This is a genomic window from Pseudomonadota bacterium (genome assembly GCA_039033415.1).
Classification (GTDB): Bacteria; Pseudomonadota; Gammaproteobacteria; order Xanthomonadales; family SZUA-38; genus JANQOZ01.
Window position 1 is genome coordinate 17,141 of record JBCCCR010000001.1, and the last position, 17,517, is coordinate 34,657.

15 protein-coding genes are annotated in these 17,517 nt (G+C 61.6%); 6 read left to right on the top strand and 9 right to left on the bottom strand.

Translation table 11 applies throughout. From position 1 onward, the window contains the following. The first annotated feature begins 2 nt into the window (after positions 1-2). Together AAF358_00060 and AAF358_00065 are read left to right on the top strand one after the other, a co-directional pair. Positions 3-572, top strand: a complete 570-nt coding sequence (locus AAF358_00060; GenBank protein ID MEM7703909.1) for a chorismate pyruvate-lyase family protein — start codon at positions 3-5, stop codon at positions 570-572. A gap of 181 nt (positions 573-753) precedes the next feature. After that, a complete protein-coding gene (locus tag AAF358_00065; GenBank protein MEM7703910.1) occupies positions 754-2,211 on the top strand; it encodes a hypothetical protein in 1,458 nt (485 codons plus the stop codon). A 25-nt stretch (positions 2,212-2,236) separates the two neighbouring features. On the opposite strand, the gene AAF358_00070 is transcribed toward AAF358_00065, so the two are convergent. Both AAF358_00070 and AAF358_00075 read right to left on the bottom strand, forming a co-directional pair. Then, positions 2,237-2,617 carry a hypothetical protein gene (locus AAF358_00070; GenBank protein MEM7703911.1) on the bottom strand — a complete coding sequence of 127 codons (381 nt, stop codon included), beginning with the start codon at positions 2,615-2,617 and terminating at the stop codon, positions 2,237-2,239. Further along, the gene (locus AAF358_00075; GenBank protein ID MEM7703912.1) at positions 2,610-3,329 is read right to left on the bottom strand and encodes a hypothetical protein; all 720 of its coding nucleotides are present in this window, start codon (positions 3,327-3,329) and stop codon (positions 2,610-2,612) included. The genes AAF358_00070 and AAF358_00075 overlap by 8 nt, the downstream gene beginning before the upstream one ends. Before the next feature lie 292 nt (positions 3,330-3,621). Here AAF358_00075 and AAF358_00080 point away from each other — a divergent pair, with 292 nt between their 5' ends. From AAF358_00080 to AAF358_00090, 3 genes are all read left to right on the top strand, one after another. Further along, positions 3,622-5,349, top strand: coding sequence for a hypothetical protein (locus AAF358_00080; GenBank protein ID MEM7703913.1), 1,728 nt, complete (start codon positions 3,622-3,624; stop codon positions 5,347-5,349). A gap of 128 nt (positions 5,350-5,477) precedes the next feature. Then, complete coding sequence (locus tag AAF358_00085; GenBank protein ID MEM7703914.1) at positions 5,478-6,068, top strand: sigma-70 family RNA polymerase sigma factor; 591 nt, start codon at positions 5,478-5,480, stop codon at positions 6,066-6,068. Next, a complete protein-coding gene (locus AAF358_00090) occupies positions 6,068-8,281 on the top strand; it encodes a serine/threonine-protein kinase (GenBank protein ID MEM7703915.1) in 2,214 nt (737 codons plus the stop codon). The genes AAF358_00085 and AAF358_00090 overlap by 1 nt, the downstream gene beginning before the upstream one ends. A gap of 9 nt (positions 8,282-8,290) precedes the next feature. Here AAF358_00090 and AAF358_00095 read toward each other — a convergent pair whose 3' ends face one another. Together AAF358_00095 and AAF358_00100 are read right to left on the bottom strand one after the other, a co-directional pair. Further along, complete coding sequence (locus tag AAF358_00095) at positions 8,291-9,385, bottom strand: choice-of-anchor Q domain-containing protein (protein ID MEM7703916.1); 1,095 nt, start codon at positions 9,383-9,385, stop codon at positions 8,291-8,293. A 150-nt stretch (positions 9,386-9,535) separates the two neighbouring features. After that, positions 9,536-11,206 (bottom strand): winged helix-turn-helix domain-containing protein, encoded by a 1,671-nt coding sequence (locus tag AAF358_00100; GenBank protein ID MEM7703917.1) that lies wholly within the window; start codon positions 11,204-11,206, stop codon positions 9,536-9,538. 90 nt (positions 11,207-11,296) lie between these two features. Here AAF358_00100 and AAF358_00105 point away from each other — a divergent pair, with 90 nt between their 5' ends. Then, positions 11,297-12,346: a serine hydrolase gene (locus AAF358_00105; protein ID MEM7703918.1), complete on the top strand. Its 1,050-nt coding sequence runs from the start codon at positions 11,297-11,299 to the stop codon at positions 12,344-12,346. Positions 12,347-12,364: 18 nt separating this feature from the next. Here the strand turns inward: AAF358_00105 and AAF358_00110 are convergent, their stop codons facing one another. From AAF358_00110 to AAF358_00130, 5 genes are all read right to left on the bottom strand, one after another. Further along, positions 12,365-12,688, bottom strand: a complete 324-nt coding sequence (locus tag AAF358_00110) for a hypothetical protein (GenBank protein ID MEM7703919.1) — start codon at positions 12,686-12,688, stop codon at positions 12,365-12,367. Between the two features lie 67 nt (positions 12,689-12,755). Then, positions 12,756-12,908, bottom strand: a complete 153-nt coding sequence (locus tag AAF358_00115) for a DUF5989 family protein (GenBank protein ID MEM7703920.1) — start codon at positions 12,906-12,908, stop codon at positions 12,756-12,758. After that, complete coding sequence (locus AAF358_00120) at positions 12,908-13,321, bottom strand: SxtJ family membrane protein (protein ID MEM7703921.1); 414 nt, start codon at positions 13,319-13,321, stop codon at positions 12,908-12,910. The genes AAF358_00115 and AAF358_00120 overlap by 1 nt, the downstream gene beginning before the upstream one ends. Further along, a complete protein-coding gene (locus AAF358_00125; protein ID MEM7703922.1) occupies positions 13,321-15,165 on the bottom strand; it encodes a carbamoyltransferase in 1,845 nt (614 codons plus the stop codon). The genes AAF358_00120 and AAF358_00125 overlap by 1 nt, the downstream gene beginning before the upstream one ends. A gap of 6 nt (positions 15,166-15,171) precedes the next feature. Next, entirely contained in the window at positions 15,172-17,433 is a 2,262-nt protein-coding gene (locus AAF358_00130; protein ID MEM7703923.1) for a TIR domain-containing protein, read from the bottom strand. Positions 17,434-17,517: the final 84 nt, after the last annotated feature.

Sequence of the window (17,517 nt, forward strand, 5' to 3'; positions counted from 1 at the left end):
TCGTGAGTTTCACCACACCCAATCTGATGCGGCTAGATCTTCAGGAGTCGCTGAAGAACAGCACCATTGAACTTCGGGACCTGAGCCCGTTTCAACGCGTTTTGCTGACGACCGACGGCATGGTGACGGAGATTCTGGAGGCCTACACGTGGGAACGCGTCACGGTCAGCAAGCTGCTTCAGGACCAGGTGGCTGCCGATGAGCCGATCACCGAACTGGACCTGGAGCCGGGGGAAACCCTGCTGCGCCGAACCATTCTGCTGCACGGCACCAAAAGCCAAAGAAACCACATCTACGCTCATTCGCTGCTGTGCGTTGACCGGCTCGACGACAAAATCCGCGACGGGCTGTTGAACAGCGCTAAACCGATTGGTCTGCTGATCCAGGAAAACCAGCTAGAGACCTTCCGCGAGGTTCTGGTTTGCGAAAAGCACGCCGCCTCAGAGCTGGCCACGCACTTTGACGTTGGGCCGGAATCCAGCCTGATCTCCCGTACCTATCGCGTTTTTGCCTACGGGTTACCCATTATGCTCATCACCGAGAAGTTTCCTGAGGGGTCCTTCCGGACTTAGCCCGTTGCGGGCGGCGACCACTCGTGTTCATGAACAGCACCGTGACCCGTCTTGGCGAGCAATTGCGCTTCGATAAGATAGCGGGACAGCAAATGGGTGCGTTTGTGTATCGTCGAGGATTCCTGAGTTGAATCCTGGGGCCAACGCCATCAATCCGCTCTTGCACTCAGGAGAATCTGGTATGCGCACAATAACAACCTTACTTACGCTACTCAGCATGTTCGCCGGCAGCGCCTCGGCGCAGCTTGAGTTCGGGGCCAACGATTTTCGGATCACCACGTTTGGGCCGGACGGCACCAACGCCTTTGGCGCAATTCGCCCGGAGATCGCCTACAACAGCAACGCCGATGAGTATCTGGTGATCTTCATCGCCAATACGGACGAGGGGCCAACGGCACCGTCGGAGGTGGAGCTTTGGGGGCAGCGGGTGGGGCCTGACGGAAGCCTCTTGGGCGGGCCAACGCTGCTGACCGATGTCGGCGGCATCGGCGCGGTCGGCGCAACACCGAACTTCTACCGCGTCATCTACGTGCCCTCAAGAAACGGCTATTTTGTGAGCTACAGCGCCGCCGACCCGGATTTCGGGGATACCACTTTCAGGGTTTATGGGCTGTTTCTAACCGCTGCCGGCGCGCCGGACGGCGCGGCGTTCCAGCCGACGTCGGGTGGCACCACCGTCACCAACCAGCGCGGTGAGTTTTCTCCGGACATCGTTTACAACCCGGTCGACGACAACATTCTGCTCGCCTGGGAGCGCAGCACGGACGCGGCAGAGGCGGCGATCTTTGCTCGTCTGCTGTCGGCCAGCGACGGCAGCCCCGAAAGCGCAGAGATCCAGGTGGATTCTGTGAACGTCTTTTCGGTGGACGTTGCGGTTGCCCATAACGCCGCGGACAACGAATTCCTCGTGCACTGGCGCCGGGGGTTCGGTCAGTCGACGATGTTTCAGATCCTCGACGATGCGGCGCAGCCTCAGCTGATGGCGGACCGGGAGCTGGCCAGCCCCGGATACTTCTCGGGGAAAAGCAGCGTTGCGTTTGATACCGACGCGCAGCAGTACCTGGTCGTATGGGTTAACTCTGATCCGGCTCTGGGAATGGTGGAAGGGGCTTACGAGATCTTTGGCCGTCGCGTCACTGCCGGCGGCGATCTGCTGGGCACGGACAAGTTTCGGATCAGTCAGTCAGACGGCCTCGATACGTTGGCTTTTGGCGCTAACGTGGATTGCAACAATAACAACCCGTGTCTGGGAACAGCTCGCCCTGGGCTCGACTACTCAACGTTCGAGGATGCGTTCCTGGTTTCCTGGAGCAGCACGTTGCTGCAAACGGACAGCAATCAGGCGCAGACGAATCAGCTGGACAACCTGGTCCGGCGCATCGCTTCTGGACAGGACCCGGATCCAGCCAGCCCGCAGGTGCAGATCAGCAACGCGGGAGGGCAGGATCTTGGCTTTTTTGCTATTCATGCCGTGGTGGCTGCTGGCGCCGGCGGTCGGTATCTGGCGACCTGGTGGGGTGACGATAACCGCAACGGGGTGAGCCAGTCCGAAACCGAAGTGTGGGGGCAGGTGCTGCTTGCCGACGCGCTCCGGGATATCTTCGCCGACGGCTTCGAGAACCCTCCGCCCGGACGCTAAAGTTGAAAAGACGGGCTATCGCGAGCTATTCGGCAATCAAAAAGTGTTTGCGCAGGCCGGGCATTGCCAGCGATACCTTCATGCCGTCGTGCGCACCGCCCAGCACGCGACCCTCTGGCCATTCGTCGATGCCGCGGGTGAGGGTGTTGTCACCTCGCACGAGAGCCACACTGATTCGGGTTCCTGGAGCCAGCGCGATGACCTGTGACGGCCGCGCTTTGCCGGCACCGGGCCGGTAGCTGCTGACGAGCTCAGTCCGCTTACCCCACGTGACGGCAAACAGGGTCGTGCGGGACTGATAAAGGTTCCCGACTTGAAAACCGTTTTCCTGGCCGCTGTCACGGGTCGTGGCGCAGGCTGCCAGCGTCAGGCACATCAGTATCATCAGTCGGCGCATGTCATTCAAAGCCTCTTCTAAGCAGATGCATCGCAATGTTAGTGCCCTGGCTGTGAGCGAGGATGACCAGGTCGTTACTCGCGTCGCTGAGCCATGATGCCAGCGTCGAAATGGGTGCCGGCGCAATCTCTCCGGTCTGCCGCCAGAGGTATCGCTTGATGTTGCTACCGGGTCGGGGCACCAGGACGCGGGTAACAAGCTTCGGCTGCGGCACGGCAAATCCGCTGAAGTCGTGGCCTTGACCAAAGCCACTGCCAACATCGTTTTCCACCGGCCAAACCTGGCCGCCGCCACGCTCGAAACGCCGCCAGTACGTCAAGGAATCCGGACGAATCAGGCTCTGGTTCGGCACTTGATCCCGGGGGCTCCAGTAAACTTCAACACACAGGCCGGCACCCTGAGGGGGTTCGGTGGTGGTCTTTGGCGCAACCAGCATCACGCGAACGGTTTTTCCCCGAAGACTGCCACGAGCAACCACCGGCCAGCCGCCGCCATGCTCGGCGATGTCTTTGGCTTCGCCATCCAATAGATCTTCGGAGTCCAGCGTGACCACGTTTCTCGCCTTCGGATAGGCGCTGGTGGTTCCCAGCCGGCTGGCGTAGCGACGGGTGGGTGAAAAACTCTGAAGGTGGGGCTGAACAAAGTCCCAGACATAGTCGACATATTCGCCGGTCTGCGGGTTCAGCGGGCTGTTGATACCAGCTAGCGTCCAGAATTCCATGGTTTTTGGTCCTTTGGGCACCGGGTGGCGGCCATATTCACATCCTGAAGATGGATCCGGTCGGCCTGACTCGCCGCCGCAATCGCTAACTCAGGCGCAACCGCCGACATGATCAGCGTAACACCGGTTTGCCGGGTGGCACCCAAAGCCCGGTGGCCAGCAGCCCAATCGCGACTGCGTCGACAAAAACTCATCGCGGCGCAACGCGTGTACCACTCGCGGCTTTTGCCCTAGTGCGTGTCGTTTTTCTCGACCAATTGCGTAGTCAACAGGAGCAATGCAAGGAGCGAGCATGGTGAGTATTCGATTGGTCATAGTTCTGATAGTGCTCTCAGGACTGGGCACACCGCGGGCATCGATGGCCGGGAGCAAAGGGTTTGTCCTGCCGCCGGCCACCATTCGTGTCGGCTCTGACTCCGAATGTGATTTCTCCTCGCTGGGTGACGCGCTGGACGCGGCCGCCGATCGTGATTTGATCCTGGTCAATAGCGGGACCAATTTCCTGACCAACGGCCTTGAAATCATCGAGAAGAGCCTGACCCTGATCGGGGGCTATCCGAGCTGTACGGCGGATGAGCCCGATCCCGATGCCCGGAGCACGATGTCGGGAGTGGCCCTCAACTCCGTGCTGGAGATTCAAAACGCCACGGCCACGCAAAGAACCGTTGTCGTTCGAAATTTTGTGATTCGCGGCGGCCGCGCAGATCAGACAGGGGGCGGCGGTATCGATATCCGCGAAAACGTTCGGGTGCGCCTCGATAACGTCTGGGTGCAAGAAAACGAGTCGACCACCGGCGGCGGGATCAGCATCCGTGGCTTAGGGTTTCCTGCCTCACTGCGCCTGGAAGGTGGGACGCGCGTGGGCCTGGCTTCGGAGATGTTCGGCAATACGGCCTCCGAGGAGGGCGGGGGCATTTTCTGCCGCCGTGCCGCGATCGAGTGGGTGGACGCCACCATCGAATGGAATGCGGCTGAGGAAGGCGGGGGACTCTATGCGTTTGAGTGTCAGGTGACGACGCCACCGATTACCGATGATGGGCCCGCGCAAATCGTGGGGGCGCTCAACAACACGGCGGCCTCTATCGGCGGCGGGATCTCGCTACGCAGCATCGGAGTCGGGGAGTCGTCCATCCAGCTGAGTAGTTCTCCCCAGCGGCAGATACTCATCTCCGGCAATAGCGCTGGCGGGGATGGCGGCGGCGTGGCGCTCTCCGAATCGAGTTTCATTGGAGACGGCATCGCGATCGTCGACAATCAATCGGGAAATTCCGGTGGGGGTGTCCGGGTCTTTAGCTCGATTTTTGATCTGGATCGAGGTGACGGTGGGACCTGTGCCAACCTACAAAGATGTTCGCAGATCAGCGGCAACACCGCCGAGACGAGCGCTGGTGCCGTGTATGTGCTTTCGGGTACAGCCGATCTTCGCCAGACGTTCATCGACAACAACGAATCGGATCGCGCTCCGGTGATCCTGGCGACGGGTAATGACACGATGGTGGTTATGCGGAGCGTACAAATCTCTGGCAACGTGGAAACCGGGCTGGTTAACTCAACGCTGATGTTCGGTTCCAGGGCGGTGTTCGACATGAACTTTGTGACGGTGACTGGCAACACGTCGGACAGGGTGATCGAGCTGATCAACAACTCATCGCTGGCGGTGAGCAACAGCATCTGGTGGGAGCCGGCCATGGAACTGGTCGCCGGTGACGAATCCAGCGGGACGGCCAGCGCCTGCATGAACGCCAGCGACGACAGCAGCTTATCAGCAGATACCCGCGACCCGGATTTCGAAATTATTGTTCAGAACGGTCAGCCCCCAATTTACGCGCTCGCCGACACCTCACCCAATGTGGACGCCTGCGCAGGGGTCGCTATGAAAGGTATGGGCCTGTCGCTGGACGCCCTCGGCGAACCGCGCTTTGTCGATCAGCCGGACATCGCCAACGGTCCCGGATTTCAGGATCGCGGCGCCTTCGAACTTCAGCTGCCGCTGCTGTCTGACGGCTTCGAGGACCCCTGACGCCCGAGCTGCGTTGCGCCGTCTGCTAGCCGGAAGATTGGCAGCGCCAATGTCACAGCGCGTTGAGTTTCCCCGCCAGTTTTGATTGCATACCCGCAGTAGCAGGCAATCCAAGGTGGCGCGGTCCGGTGTCAATAGACAAACCAACGCCCTCAGAATCCGAGAAGCCGGGAATCACGACCACAACGCTTCTCGATCAAGCCAACAGCGGTGACGACGCGGCGCGCGACGCGCTGTTCCAGCGCGTGCTCCCCATGTTGCGCCGCTTCGCGCGCGGCCGTTTGCCTGCCTGGGGCAGAGACTCCGCCGAAACCGAGGATCTTGTGCAGATCACGCTGCTTCGCGCGTTTAAACGTCTGGGCGACTTTAAAGCTGAGCGGCCGGGTGCGTTTCTGTCGTATCTGCGCACCATCATGATGAACGCAGTACGCGACGAAATCCGCAAAAAGGGCCGTCGACCGCATAGCACCTCTTCGGTCGAAGAAGCGGTGGTCGACCCGGAGAGCGTCGTGGCGAACGTAGTCGGCATGGAGACAATCGATGCGTATGAAGGGGCGATGGCCGAGCTCAACGAAGGCCGGCGTGAGGCGGTGATGATGCACGTAGAGTTTGGGATGACTTACGCAGAGGTGGCCCTGGAGCTTGGGCTGCCGTCAGCCAACGCCGCCCGCATGAGAATCAAGCGGGGGCTGGAGGAAGTGGCCAGGCTGATGCCCTGATGGTCGAGGATCGCGGGTCTCAGGACGAGACCGCTGGGCAAGACACCACTCGAATTCTCGATGAGGACGAGTCGCGACGGGTTGCGCGAAATCTCAAGAAGCTCGAGGCGTTGCGCGACCTCATGGGCAGCCTGGGGCCCGATGCGGCGGGCGAAGAATCCGAAGTCACTAACGGCCAGTGGGGGCACCTGACGCTCAAGGACAGGCTGGGTGCAGGCTGCTTCGGTGACGTGTATCGGGCCTACGATCCGCTGCTGCAGCGGGACGTCGCGCTCAAGCTTCGCCGTCGTGAGGCTGTCGACTCCGACAACGAGCTTTACATTAACGAAGCCCGGCGCATGGCGCAGGTGCACCATCCGAGCGTGCTCGCCATCCACGGCGCCGGCATCAACGATGGCCGGGTGGGTCTGTGGGCTGACCTGATCAACGGCGAGACGCTGCAGGATCTCCTGCAAACCGAGGGCAACTTCGACCGGTCGACGCTGATGACGCTGCTCACTCAACTTAACGACGCGCTGCGCCACGTGCACGAGGTTGGCCTGGTTCACGGCGACGTGAAGCTCGACAACGTGATGCGTCGCGACGGCCGGTTTGTGCTCATGGACTTCGGCGCAGCCGAGCACGACGGCATGCGGCCCCGCTTCGGTTCACCGGCCTACATGGCCCCAGAGCTGTTCGACGAGAACGGCAAGCTCACGCCCAAAGCCGACCTGTACTCGCTAGGTATTCTCGCCCTGGGCGCTGCCACCGGCGAACAGATTCCGAAACCAAAAATGCTCAACGATCCTGAGCTGAGGGCCGAGCTTGGCTCAGATCTGCATGCGATTCTCCTGGGTCTACTCGAACGCGATACCGCCAATCGCCTAGATCACGACGGGCTGGACGAGGCGTTGGCGTTGATCAGGGACGCGCCCGCGAGGCGCCGCCGCCGGCTGATCTTTGCGGTCATTGTCGCCAGCTTAAGCGTCGGTCTGTTGCTCAGTCTGTTTGCGCTGAACCGTGTCGAACGAGAGCGGCAGCGCTTGGAGCTGGTCAAAGATCTGGTGGTGGAATCGGTGCAGCAGCTCTCGCCGGAAGGCTCAAGCGGCCCCGAGGTCATGCAGGCGCTGTTTGAGAACATTGGTGAGCTCACTGCTGAGCGCCTTTCGGACTATCCTGACGCTCGGGCGGATATGCAGCTAATTGCTGGTGAGGGTCTCCAGGCATACGGCGAGCGCGGCAGCGGGCTGGCTCTGGCGGAACAGGCGCTGACCACGATGCTCGTTGAGGGACGCAGCGTCCGCGATCTGGCTCATACCCACAATATTGTAGCCCGTATGCGTAATGCGGCCGGAGATTTTGGCGGAGCTGAGGCGGCAATCCGTCGCTCCGTCGCGCTTTTTGAAACGCTCCCTGCCGCGCAGTTCGAAAAACCCGATGAAGGCCCTCTGGGCGTCATTCAGGGCCGTACCCTCCTGGCGAATCTGCTGGCTCGGCAGGGTGATCTGCGCGGCCGCCTCGAAGCGCATCGGTTGATCCTGCAAGACCGCGAGGCGCTCCTGGGAGTCGGTCAGCCCGGGTCCGCGGTGGACTATCACAACGTGGCTCAGTCGCTGTTGGCCCTCGGTTTCACCCCCGATGCGGTGGCGTCCGAGGAAGGGGCGCTGGCGCTGCTGGGCCAAGAAGATCTAGGAACCTTCAAGGAGCTCCTGGTCCAGCTCGGCTTGGCTCGCGCTTATGGTGAGCACGGACAGCATAAGGAAGCCCAGACAACGTTGACCCGGACCCGCGAGCTGTTTCAACGGCTGCTGCCTGAGGGCCACCGCCTGTATGCCTCGCTGGACGAGGCAAGCGCGCGACTGGCGTATCTTCGGGGAAATCGCGATATCGCTTTGGCGACCTATCGAGCCCATTTCGCTGACGCGGGGCCGGGTGCCGGGACGGCGTCTGGCCGAACTTGGCTGCAGTACGCCGAGACCGAGCGATTGGTGGGAAACTCAGGGGCTTTCGAACAGGCGCTCGCCAAAGGGCAGGAGCAGCTGACCGACGAATATGGCGTGCTCAGACCGGTATTCGCACTGGGCACTCAGGTTGCGACAAGCCTCACCGGTCGGGCGACGCTTACCCGCGATGAGCTGGCGGTCGCGATCGATGAGCTGGCCGAGCAGCTACGGACCGACTATCCGCAGCTGCCCGAGCTTGCCCTGCTATATGCCTGGCGTGAGGCCATCTGACAATCAGCGTTAGAAGATCACACCTGGAATAATCCAGTCATCATCCCCTTCCAACCCGTCGGAAAAGATCTGCGCCTCGTAGGCCCCCAGGTCCACCGCTGGGCCGACGATGCGCCCCATGCCGTCCGCGTCCCTCGGCGGCAATCCGTCTGGCACCGGGAGCCCTGCGTCGATCAGCGGTGAGCCGATATTCGGGCTCAAGCCAAGCGAGCCAAGACCGAGCTGCGGGTTTCCGCTGATCGTGCCGGTTTCCTCCAGGGGATTTGAGCCTGCCAGTGAGTTCAAGAAGTTCCGATTGAGCCGGACGCTGGATCCCGCCAGCAGCAGGTCGTCCCCGTTGTTGTCAGCAAACACGTTGTTGAGCAGGCGCACCGTGGCGTTGCCGCCGATTCGGAAACCTGCGCCGTCACCTGCGGCGGAGTTTTCAGCAATTGTCACGTTGGCTATGAGGTTCTCAGCCCCGTTTAGCAGCAGCTCGCCGCCGCCGCCGTCACGGCCCGCCGCGTTCCGGAAAAACACGGAGTTCTCCAAACGCAGGCTGCCGCGGTCGACAATGACATAGAGTCCGGCGCCCTGTTCGGTGGCCTCGTTGAGGTTGAAGATCAGCGTCGAAAAGCGGAACGAGCCCTCCCAGTCCGGTGAAAACGACCGGGCGTCGATGCCGCCGCCGTTCAGGGAGATGCCGGGATCATTGGCGCCGCCGCGGGTGATCGTCAGATTTTCGACAGCGATGTCGCCGCTGTCCGGCCCCGGCTGCAGCACCAGGCCCTGAATCTGAAAATCGCCGTCGATGACGGTCAGCCGGGGGTTGTCTTTTCGGCTGTCGCATACCGGCGCGTCCGGCGGACCAGGCGGGCCCCAGCCCCCCGACACCGTCAGGCCGCCGGGCTGGCTGGAAACATAGCGAAAGCCGTTGTTGGTCGTTGGGACCAGGTATTGGCCCACCATCACTCGGATTTCGTCAGTTTCGCTATTCCCGGCTGCGGCCAGCAGCGCGTTCTGCAGGGCGCTCGGGGTGCCGACGCAGAAGATCTCAGCGCGCGCGTTTGACGTCGCAAACGTCAGCGCCAAACTCAAGGTTATTCCAGAAAGTATCCGTTTCATCGTAGGGGTCTCCTTACTCAAAGCCGTCGGACCGCCCGGTCCTGCCATCGCCTGCACCAGCTCTGTGGTATTAGAGGCGAAGTCCTGGCGCGTTCAGGAGTTCCAACGACGGCACCCCCCAAATGTGCACAGCTGGAGGAGATAAAGACCCTATTGTTCGGAGTCGAGCAGGCCTGCTAGCGCTGGATCGGACTCGATCAACGAGCGTTGTTCGGCGACATGGTCGTCGATCTGGGCGAGGAATGGGGCAAGATCGAGCGCCGCAGGCAGCGCGCCGAGCCGCTGCAGCATCCGGAGGCGAGAAGTGTCTCGATAGCCGAGCGCCACGGCCCGTGTGAGGTGCTGATGAGCGGCTTCTGGATCACCTTCGGCGGCGGTGAGCATGGCCAGCTCGAGATGGTGATAGGGCCATTCGTTTCCGCTGGCGATCTCCTGCTGGGACTTTCGCTTGATGGCCGGGAGCTCGGTCATGGCTTCTGGGTCCTGTGCCTGAACCAGCAGCGCGATGCAGCTCACGCAGTCGCAGCCGCGGGTCCGCGCGTGGCGCTGGCCTTCACGAAAGGCGCTGACGGATGCTTCGAAACGCCCAGCACCGCGCAGCGCCAGGCCGCGCAGAAAATTGTGGTCATTGAGGTCGACCGCCGCGCCGTCCAGCAGCGCCAGCGCCTGTTCATATTGTTCGTCCACCAGCCGCTGCTGCACCTGATATCCCAGCAGGAAGACATTGTCGGGACGTAGCGTTTCCGCCCGATCCAACCATCGGTGAGTGGCGTCGTCGAGGCCGGCCAGGCGCAGAGCCACGGCAATCTGAAAATCAGCGAAGAAGGTCGGCGGCCCGAGGCTGAGCGCTTCAGCTTCGAGCCGTAGCGATTCGTGGAGGTACCCCTGCACCTGCTTGAGATAGGCGATATTGCTCAGATAGCGTGGGCCACTCGGCTCGATGTCCAACGCTCGCTGATAGTAGTCCATGGCCCGACTGACGCGGCCCCGGGCGTCGTCCGCGAGGCCTCGAGCCGCCCAGGCGTGGTCGTCCTCGGGATTCAGCACCAGGGCGCGATCAGCCAGCTCCGCAGCCTGGGCCGCATGGGAATTCGAATAGTCATACTTTGACGTTTTGTGAGACAGCGACAGGCTGAGACCGATCAGCGCGGGGAGAAAATCCGGCGCCTCGGCCAGCGCCCGACGGTAAAGATCGATCGCAATTTCGTTGCTCTCAAAGATGCCGCGAAGCCGATAGTCATCCGCGCGGCGAACCAGCTCTCCGGCGCGGTCCGTTGCCGGCTGTTCCACCACTGTTCCGCTGGACGCGAACGTTGGCGCGGATCCGCTGGTCATGGCCTCGCCCGGCGCATTAATCCGGGACCAGGTGATATACATCAGGGTCAAGATCAGCCCCGAGGCGATAAACCACTGGACCTGCCAGCGGCGACCGGGGTCAGTCGCCAGGGGCGGCTGGGATTGATCTTCGAAGGACTCTACCGGCGGAATGAGCTGATAGCCCCCACCCCGAATGGTGCGAATGTAGCGCGGCGCGCGCGGATCGTCGCCGAGCGCCTGCCGCACCTGCCGGGCTCGCTGGGCGATAGTCTCCGGCGACACGTGGGGTGACTCCCAGACTTCGCGACAAAGGGTCTCGGAGCTGGCCGGTTCCGGCGCCTGCGCCACAAGGGTCATCAGGAATCGCCAGGATAGGTCGGTCAGGGATGTGGTGGTGCCATCGACCGTAACCGACCGCTGGCTGGTGTCGAGCAACGCGTCACCCAACGAGATTCTGCCAACGTTTGTCCAGCGCGTGCTGAAAACCGCTTCTTCAGCTCTCATCAGAAATCTTCAGAATAATTTCCTGGACCAAGGCGCCTCAAGACCTAACGATACTGTCCCATACGCGAGTCTCCAAGAGGTGTTTTGCCGATGAAAGTGCTGATCTTCCCATTTCTGCTGCTGGCTTTGGTTCACGCGACCGCCGAGTCCGCCGCATCGACCTTCACCCTTGGGGGAGACCTCGATCAAGCCATGGCGGATGAGACGTTCAGGCAGGTCACCAGCGTGCTGGTTTCCGTCGATGGTGAGAAGGTCTACGAGGCGTACTGGGGGGAAGGGAGTGCAACCCAGCTCAACGACACCCGCTCGGCGATGAAAACGCTGGTGGCCATGGCGGTTGGCGCGGCGATTGACGACGGCAGCCTGGAAGGCGTTGAGTCGACGGCGATGAAGTGGTTTGAAGCCGACATGCCCACACGCTTTCCCTCTCGCTTGAAAAACGAGATCACCGTCCGTGATCTGCTCACGATGTCCTCGGCGCTCGACTGCAACGACAACGTATGGGAATCGCCGGGCAACGAAGAACACATGTATCCAGCTCGCCGCTGGACCTATTTTGTGCTCGACCTTCCTACGCGGAAGGACTACCGGCGTGACGAAGAGGGCCTGGGAGAGTTTGCTTACTGCACTGCCGGCTCGTTTCTGCTCGGTCAGCTGCTGGAGCGCGCAACTGGGAAGGATGTCGATCGCTATCTGGCAGAGCGCCTTTTCGAGCCGCTAAGCATTACCGAGGTGAACTGGGACCGCTCGCCGTCCGGCGAGATCATGACCGGTGGCGGCACCGAACTTAACTCCCGAGATCTGCTCAAGCTGGGCGAGATGCTGTTGAACGCTGGTTCCCACGACGGCGAGCAGGTGCTCTCAGAGGCTTGGGTCAAGGAAATGATGACCGCCCATCGACAGCCCAGCGAAGATCGGCGGTACGGCTATCAAATCTGGGCGGAGCCGTTTACGTGCGGTGATCGGCAGCTCTACGGCTGGTATATGTCAGGCAACGGCGGCAATAAGGTGGCGGTGTTTACAGAGCTGGACCTGGTGGTTGTGGTAACCGCAACGCTCTACGGCACGCGCGGTATGCACCAGCAGTCCGCTGATATCATCAACGACTATGTGCTGCCTGGCGTTAGGGGGTGTGGCTAGGGGTCCGACCAGGGACGCTCAGGCGAAAAGGCAGCCTAGCCCGCCAAAAACCAACGCGCCCAGCGCCAGCAGGATGGCAAAAGGCAGCAGGGCCGGCAGCAGGATGACCCCTATGATCACCGCAATGATCAGCAGCGGCAGCCCGGCAACCATGACGAGCAGGGTCGAGGCGAAGAGCGCAAGCAGGCCCAGGCAGACGACCACCGCCAGCAGCAGGCCGGCGGCCTCAGCCAGCGGGTTGTCCCACATCAGTACAGGCATAGGCCCATGGAAGGCAGTGCCTCCCGACACCAGGGACAAGACGACGTAGACAACGGCGATAAGGCCAATAACTCTTAGCATAGATCCAGTGTCCCGTGATTACCGGGGCCGCGGCCAGTGCCAGAGGTTGATAGACCGAGCTGGAATCCTAAAAAAGCGTGTAGATCAGCGGCGCCAGCGCAGAGCCTTCGCCGAGCACAATGAGCACCCCGAGCAGCACCATCACCAGCACAATCGGCGCCAGCCAGTACTTTTTGCGCACCCGCATGAATTTCCAGAGATCGGATAGCAGATCGAACATCAGAAGGGGTTGTCCAGCGATTTTTCGGTCGTTTGGTCAGACTCGACGCGGTAGCTCTCTGCGTTACCGTCCAGCCGTCGGTGCAGAGGATCGCGCCTCAGCGCACGCATGACAAGTGCCGTGGGTACAATGGTCAGAAGAAACACCAGGGTCAAAATCAGGGGCGTGGTGAACCGGCTCAGCAGCAGTCCAAACCTCATCCAGACGCGATACAGCGGATCCAGCGAGGCGGGAGCAGCGGTCGACCAGATAACCAGCGCCAGCGCAACGCCAGCGGGCCAGAAGGGTATCGCCATCTCGCGCAGCCAGGGGATCAGCAGGCCGAAGACCACCAGGACAACCGTCGCCATCGTCCAGCCGAAGTTGGCGAGCTCCCGAGGTGTCAGATCGCGAATTTTTGCGCGGCTCGCCATCAGTCGAGTTCCAGGCTTTCGCGCCATGCCGGGTCTTCAGCATAGGTTGGCTGGTCCGCCTTGCTCAGCACAAATCGATCGACAATAAGGTAGTCCATCTCGGTGCGCATGAAGCAGCGATAGGCGTCCGCCGGCGACTCCACCACGGGCTCACCGCGCACGTTGAATGACGTATTGACCACCAGCGGGCAGCCCGTTTGATCCTTAAACGCCCGGATCAGCGCGTGGTAGCGTGGGCTTTGTTCCGCGTGCACCGTCTGCACCCGGGCGGAGTAGTCCACGTGGGTCACCGCGGGGATTTCGCTTCGTTTGGTCTGTAAACGGTCGATCCCGCTGAGTGACTCAGCGTTTTTGTCCGGCGCTATACGTCGTTGCTCCGCGACCGGCGCCACAATCAGCATGTAGGGAGACGCTTCGTCCAGTTCAAAATAGTCGCTAACGTCTTCGGCCAGGACTGACGGCGCAAAAGGTCGGAAAGACTCTCGGTATTTGATCTTGAGGTTCATGACCGACTGCATGGACTCGCTGCGCGGGTCTCCCAGGATCGATCGACCCCCGAGCGCCCGCGGCCCATATTCCATCTTCCCCTGAAACCAGCCGAGCACGTTCTGATCAGCGAGAAGCTGGGCACCGCGCCCGGCGATCGCTTCTTCGTCCAGCCGTTCGTAGACGGCGCCGAATTCATCAAGCTGCGACTCGATCTCCGCCTCGGTGTAGGCCGGCCCCAGATAGCTACCCTGCATGGTGTCAGCGGCGGGCGTCGGCTTAGGTTTTGCCTCGTGATCTTCATGCCAGGCGACCAGTGCCGCACCCAGGGCGCCGCCTGCATCCCCCGCAGCGGGCTGAACCCACAGCCCGTCGAAAGGGCCTTCCCGAAGGACGCGGCCGTTGGCTACGCAGTTCAGCGCGACGCCGCCCGCCAGACAGAGGTTGCCGGCGCCGGTCTCATCGAAGACAGTTTTTGCGAGGCGAAGGACCACTTCCTCGGTGACGGCCTGGATCGATGCCGCCAGATCCATCTCCTTCTGGGTAATCTCACTTTCCGGCGCTCGTGGTGGGCCGCCAAACAGTTCGTCGAAGCGCGGGCTGGTCATGGTCAGGCCCGTACAGTAGTTGAAGTACTGCATGTCGAGCCGGAAGGTGCCGTCGGGCTTCAGGTCGAGGAGGTGATCGGTGATCAGCTTCTGAAATCGGGGTTCGCCGTAAGGCGCCAGCCCCATCAGCTTGTATTCCCCGGAGTTCACCTTAAAGCCGGTGTAGTAGGTAAACGCGGAGTACAGCAACCCCAGCGAGTGCGGGAAATCGATTTCCCAAAGTGGCGTGAGCTCCTTTCCCCGGCCGCGCCAGACCGAGGTTGTCGCCCACTCGCCGACGCCGTCGATGCACAAGACCGCCGCGTCGTCGAAGGGGCTCGGGTAGAAAGCAGAAGCGGCGTGCGACTGGTGATGTTCAGCAAAGCGCAGTCGCGGAATCTCTGTTTTCTTGCAGCCGCCGATCTCCGCCAGCGCGACCTTGAGCGTGTTTTTGAGGTACAGCTTCTCCTTGAGCCAGATAGGCATGGCGGCCAGAAAAGACCTTAAGCCCCGCGGGGCATAGCTCAGATAGGTTTCCAGCAGCCGCTCAAACTTGACCAGGGGTTTGTCGTAGAACACCACCTGATCAAGGTCATGCAGGCTGATGCCGATCTCCTTGAGCGCTCGCCGTAGCGCCAGCGCGGGAAACGCGGCATCGTGCTTTTTTCGGCTGAACCGCTCCTCCTGGGCGGCAAACAGGATCTCCCCGTCACCCAGCAGCGCCACCGCACTGTCGTGGTAGTACGCTGATATGCCCAGTATGTATTTCAATGAGGACTAGCCGTCGCGGCCGAGAATCTGCCGGAAGCGAGGGGTGTCGCGAAAGGCGGCAAAATCCGGGTGATGGGTAAAGCGGATGCCGTCATAGCTCGATGGCGTTTGCAGAAGAAAAGCCATTTGATCGAGCGCCTCGTCGACTCGCCCGAGGACCGCCATAATCTCCATGAGCTGGTAGCCAACCTCCATCGCGAGCAGCGGATCTTTCTCCGAAGGCATCAGCGCCGCACCTTGCTGTGCGTGCTCAAAGGCGAGCTGTGCCTCCTCAAGCTCGGCATAAGCCTTGCCCAGCGCCAGATGAATACGAAAGTCTTCCGGGTTTTCCTCAAGCTTGGACAACAGGTGTGTCAGGGCAGACTCTAGCCGGGTCCTGGCCTCCTCGGGTCGTTGCAGGCGCCTCAGAACCATTCCCGCCAGATAGTCGGTCAAAACGTAGTGGGCCTGCAGCGGGAAGACGTTTCTGGGAGAGTTCAGTGCCCGGTCCAGCGCCGCCTGTGGGTCACCTTCGAAAAGGTGCTGATAAAACCAAGGATAGACGGTAAAGCCCGACCGCGGGTCGGGGAAGGACTCAAGCATTGCCCGGCCTCGTTCGAGATCGCCTTCCTCTCCACGGCACCAGATGGCAAAGAGGCTGAACAGCGGTGCCGTCTCGCTGCCCGGCGCCAGTTCGCGCGTCCGGCCCAGGAGCCTTATCCCTTCGTCATAGTCATCGAGCAAAACGTGGGTCCAGCCCGTTTCGAGCGTCATCCGGGCGTTGAGCGGATCCAGGGTCAATGTCTTTTGCAGCATCTGAAGTGCCGATTTTGTGAGGCCCTGGCGGCGCCAGATGAATCCCATACGCTGCAGCACCTCGGGGTCGTTAGGCCGGGAGTCCAGCAACCCTGCGAGAATGTCTTGAGCGCGGTCGAAGTCGCGCAGGCGATAATGATAGTCGGCCTCAAGCAGCATCGTGGCAGGGAGGTTAGGGGAGAGCGTCTGAGCTTTTTCGATCCGAGAAAGGGCCGTGTCCAATCGCTCAGGTGTGAAGTCAAAGCCGTTCCAGTAAAGCCCCATATCGGCACCTGCCAGTTCCAGCCAGGCTTCGGGAAAGTTTGGGTCGAGTCGCGTGGCCTGCTCCAGGAGCTGATGCGCCTCCCGAAAGCGATCCTCGGAACCATGACCCGTGCCGAGTCGGTGCCGGCCCTGCAGGTACGCTTCGAACGCCAGCGCGTTGTGGCTCTCCCAGCGCCTAACCTGATCCCGTTCTGCCTGAGACAGCGACACATTCAGCCCGGCAATCACCTCAGCAGCGATTTCGGACTGCATCTTCAGGAGGTCGCTCATCGGTTGATCAAGCTGGCCGGTCCATAGCAACCTGTTGTCGGACGCCTGCGTCAGTTCGGCGTTGACTCGAACCTGTCGGGCGTCTCCCGATTCACTCGACCAGCGCACGCTCCCCGAGAGCAGATAATCGGCTCCCACCGTCCTGGCGAGCTCGTCGGAGGGCACCCCTTGAGCCTCGAGCTGCCGCACGCTGTTGGGGCCAATGACCGACAGAAAGCGCAGTCCAGACAGCCGGCTGTTCAACTCTGCCGAGATACCGTCAGAAAAAACGTTGTCTGCCGCTTCGCCGATGTTGGTGAAGCTCAAGATGGCGAGTTTGGGGGTCGGCGCCGTCGACGGATCAGGCGCAAGCTCCGGCGTTGACGCTGCGGGAGAGGCCGAGCTGGGTTCGGCGTCGTGCTGCCAGGGCAACCCGTCAGGCAGCGCCTTCCAGATCAGTATGCCCACAGCTAGCCCGATCGCGGTAGACCAGGTCAGCTTCTTGCCGGAGCCGGACGCCCGGGTTGCACCAGCCGCTGACGTTGCCGCGACGGGCGGTGCATCATCACGGTCGCCGAGCCGGGCGCGGATCGCGGCCAGCACCTCCTCGATGGCCACGCGATCTGCCGGCCCATTCCAGCGGGAAAGATCAATGCAGTGGAACTGGCGAAAGCCAATTGGCGGTTCGCTGCCGTCGAGGCTCAAGGCAATGAGCTTGCCGGCATCTGCGGCTACCGACGCTTCATCCTTGACCCATCGCGAGCCGGTTGAGGCGCTGGACCACGCGACCAGCACAGCGCCGGCCGAGCCGAGCTCTCGCTCGATGTCGGCGGAGAATTCATCGCCCCCGACCAGCCGCCGATCCCACCAGATCGAGTAATCGTATGCCGCCAGCGCCTGCGCCAGCTGTTCGATACGGTTGCGGTCACTGCGCGCGTAGGAGATGAACAGATCGGCCAACGAATATCTTTCCTGTGAGATGGACTTGTATTGTAGCGGGTTCGTCCCTGGGTTAGGCCTCTAGCGGCAGCTTTGTCTTGTAGT

What these genes read in the sequence shown, in the direction of transcription:
- AAF358_00120 (MEM7703921.1), bottom strand. Translation starts at nt 13,321, where the DNA reads ATGGCGAGCCGCGCAAAAATTCGCGATCTGACACCTCGGGAGCTCGCC.
- AAF358_00115 (MEM7703920.1), bottom strand. Translation starts at nt 12,908, where the DNA reads ATGTTCGATCTGCTATCCGATCTCTGGAAATTCATGCGGGTGCGCAAA.
- AAF358_00095 (MEM7703916.1), bottom strand. Translation starts at nt 9,385, where the DNA reads ATGAAACGGATACTTTCTGGAATAACCTTGAGTTTGGCGCTGACGTTT.
- AAF358_00080 (MEM7703913.1), top strand. Translation starts at nt 3,622, where the DNA reads ATGGTGAGTATTCGATTGGTCATAGTTCTGATAGTGCTCTCAGGACTG.
- AAF358_00090 (MEM7703915.1), top strand. Translation starts at nt 6,068, where the DNA reads ATGGTCGAGGATCGCGGGTCTCAGGACGAGACCGCTGGGCAAGACACC.
- AAF358_00075 (MEM7703912.1), bottom strand. Translation starts at nt 3,329, where the DNA reads ATGGAATTCTGGACGCTAGCTGGTATCAACAGCCCGCTGAACCCGCAG.
- AAF358_00065 (MEM7703910.1), top strand. Translation starts at nt 754, where the DNA reads ATGCGCACAATAACAACCTTACTTACGCTACTCAGCATGTTCGCCGGC.
- AAF358_00105 (MEM7703918.1), top strand. Translation starts at nt 11,297, where the DNA reads ATGAAAGTGCTGATCTTCCCATTTCTGCTGCTGGCTTTGGTTCACGCG.
- AAF358_00110 (MEM7703919.1), bottom strand. Translation starts at nt 12,688, where the DNA reads ATGCTAAGAGTTATTGGCCTTATCGCCGTTGTCTACGTCGTCTTGTCC.
- AAF358_00100 (MEM7703917.1), bottom strand. Translation starts at nt 11,206, where the DNA reads ATGAGAGCTGAAGAAGCGGTTTTCAGCACGCGCTGGACAAACGTTGGC.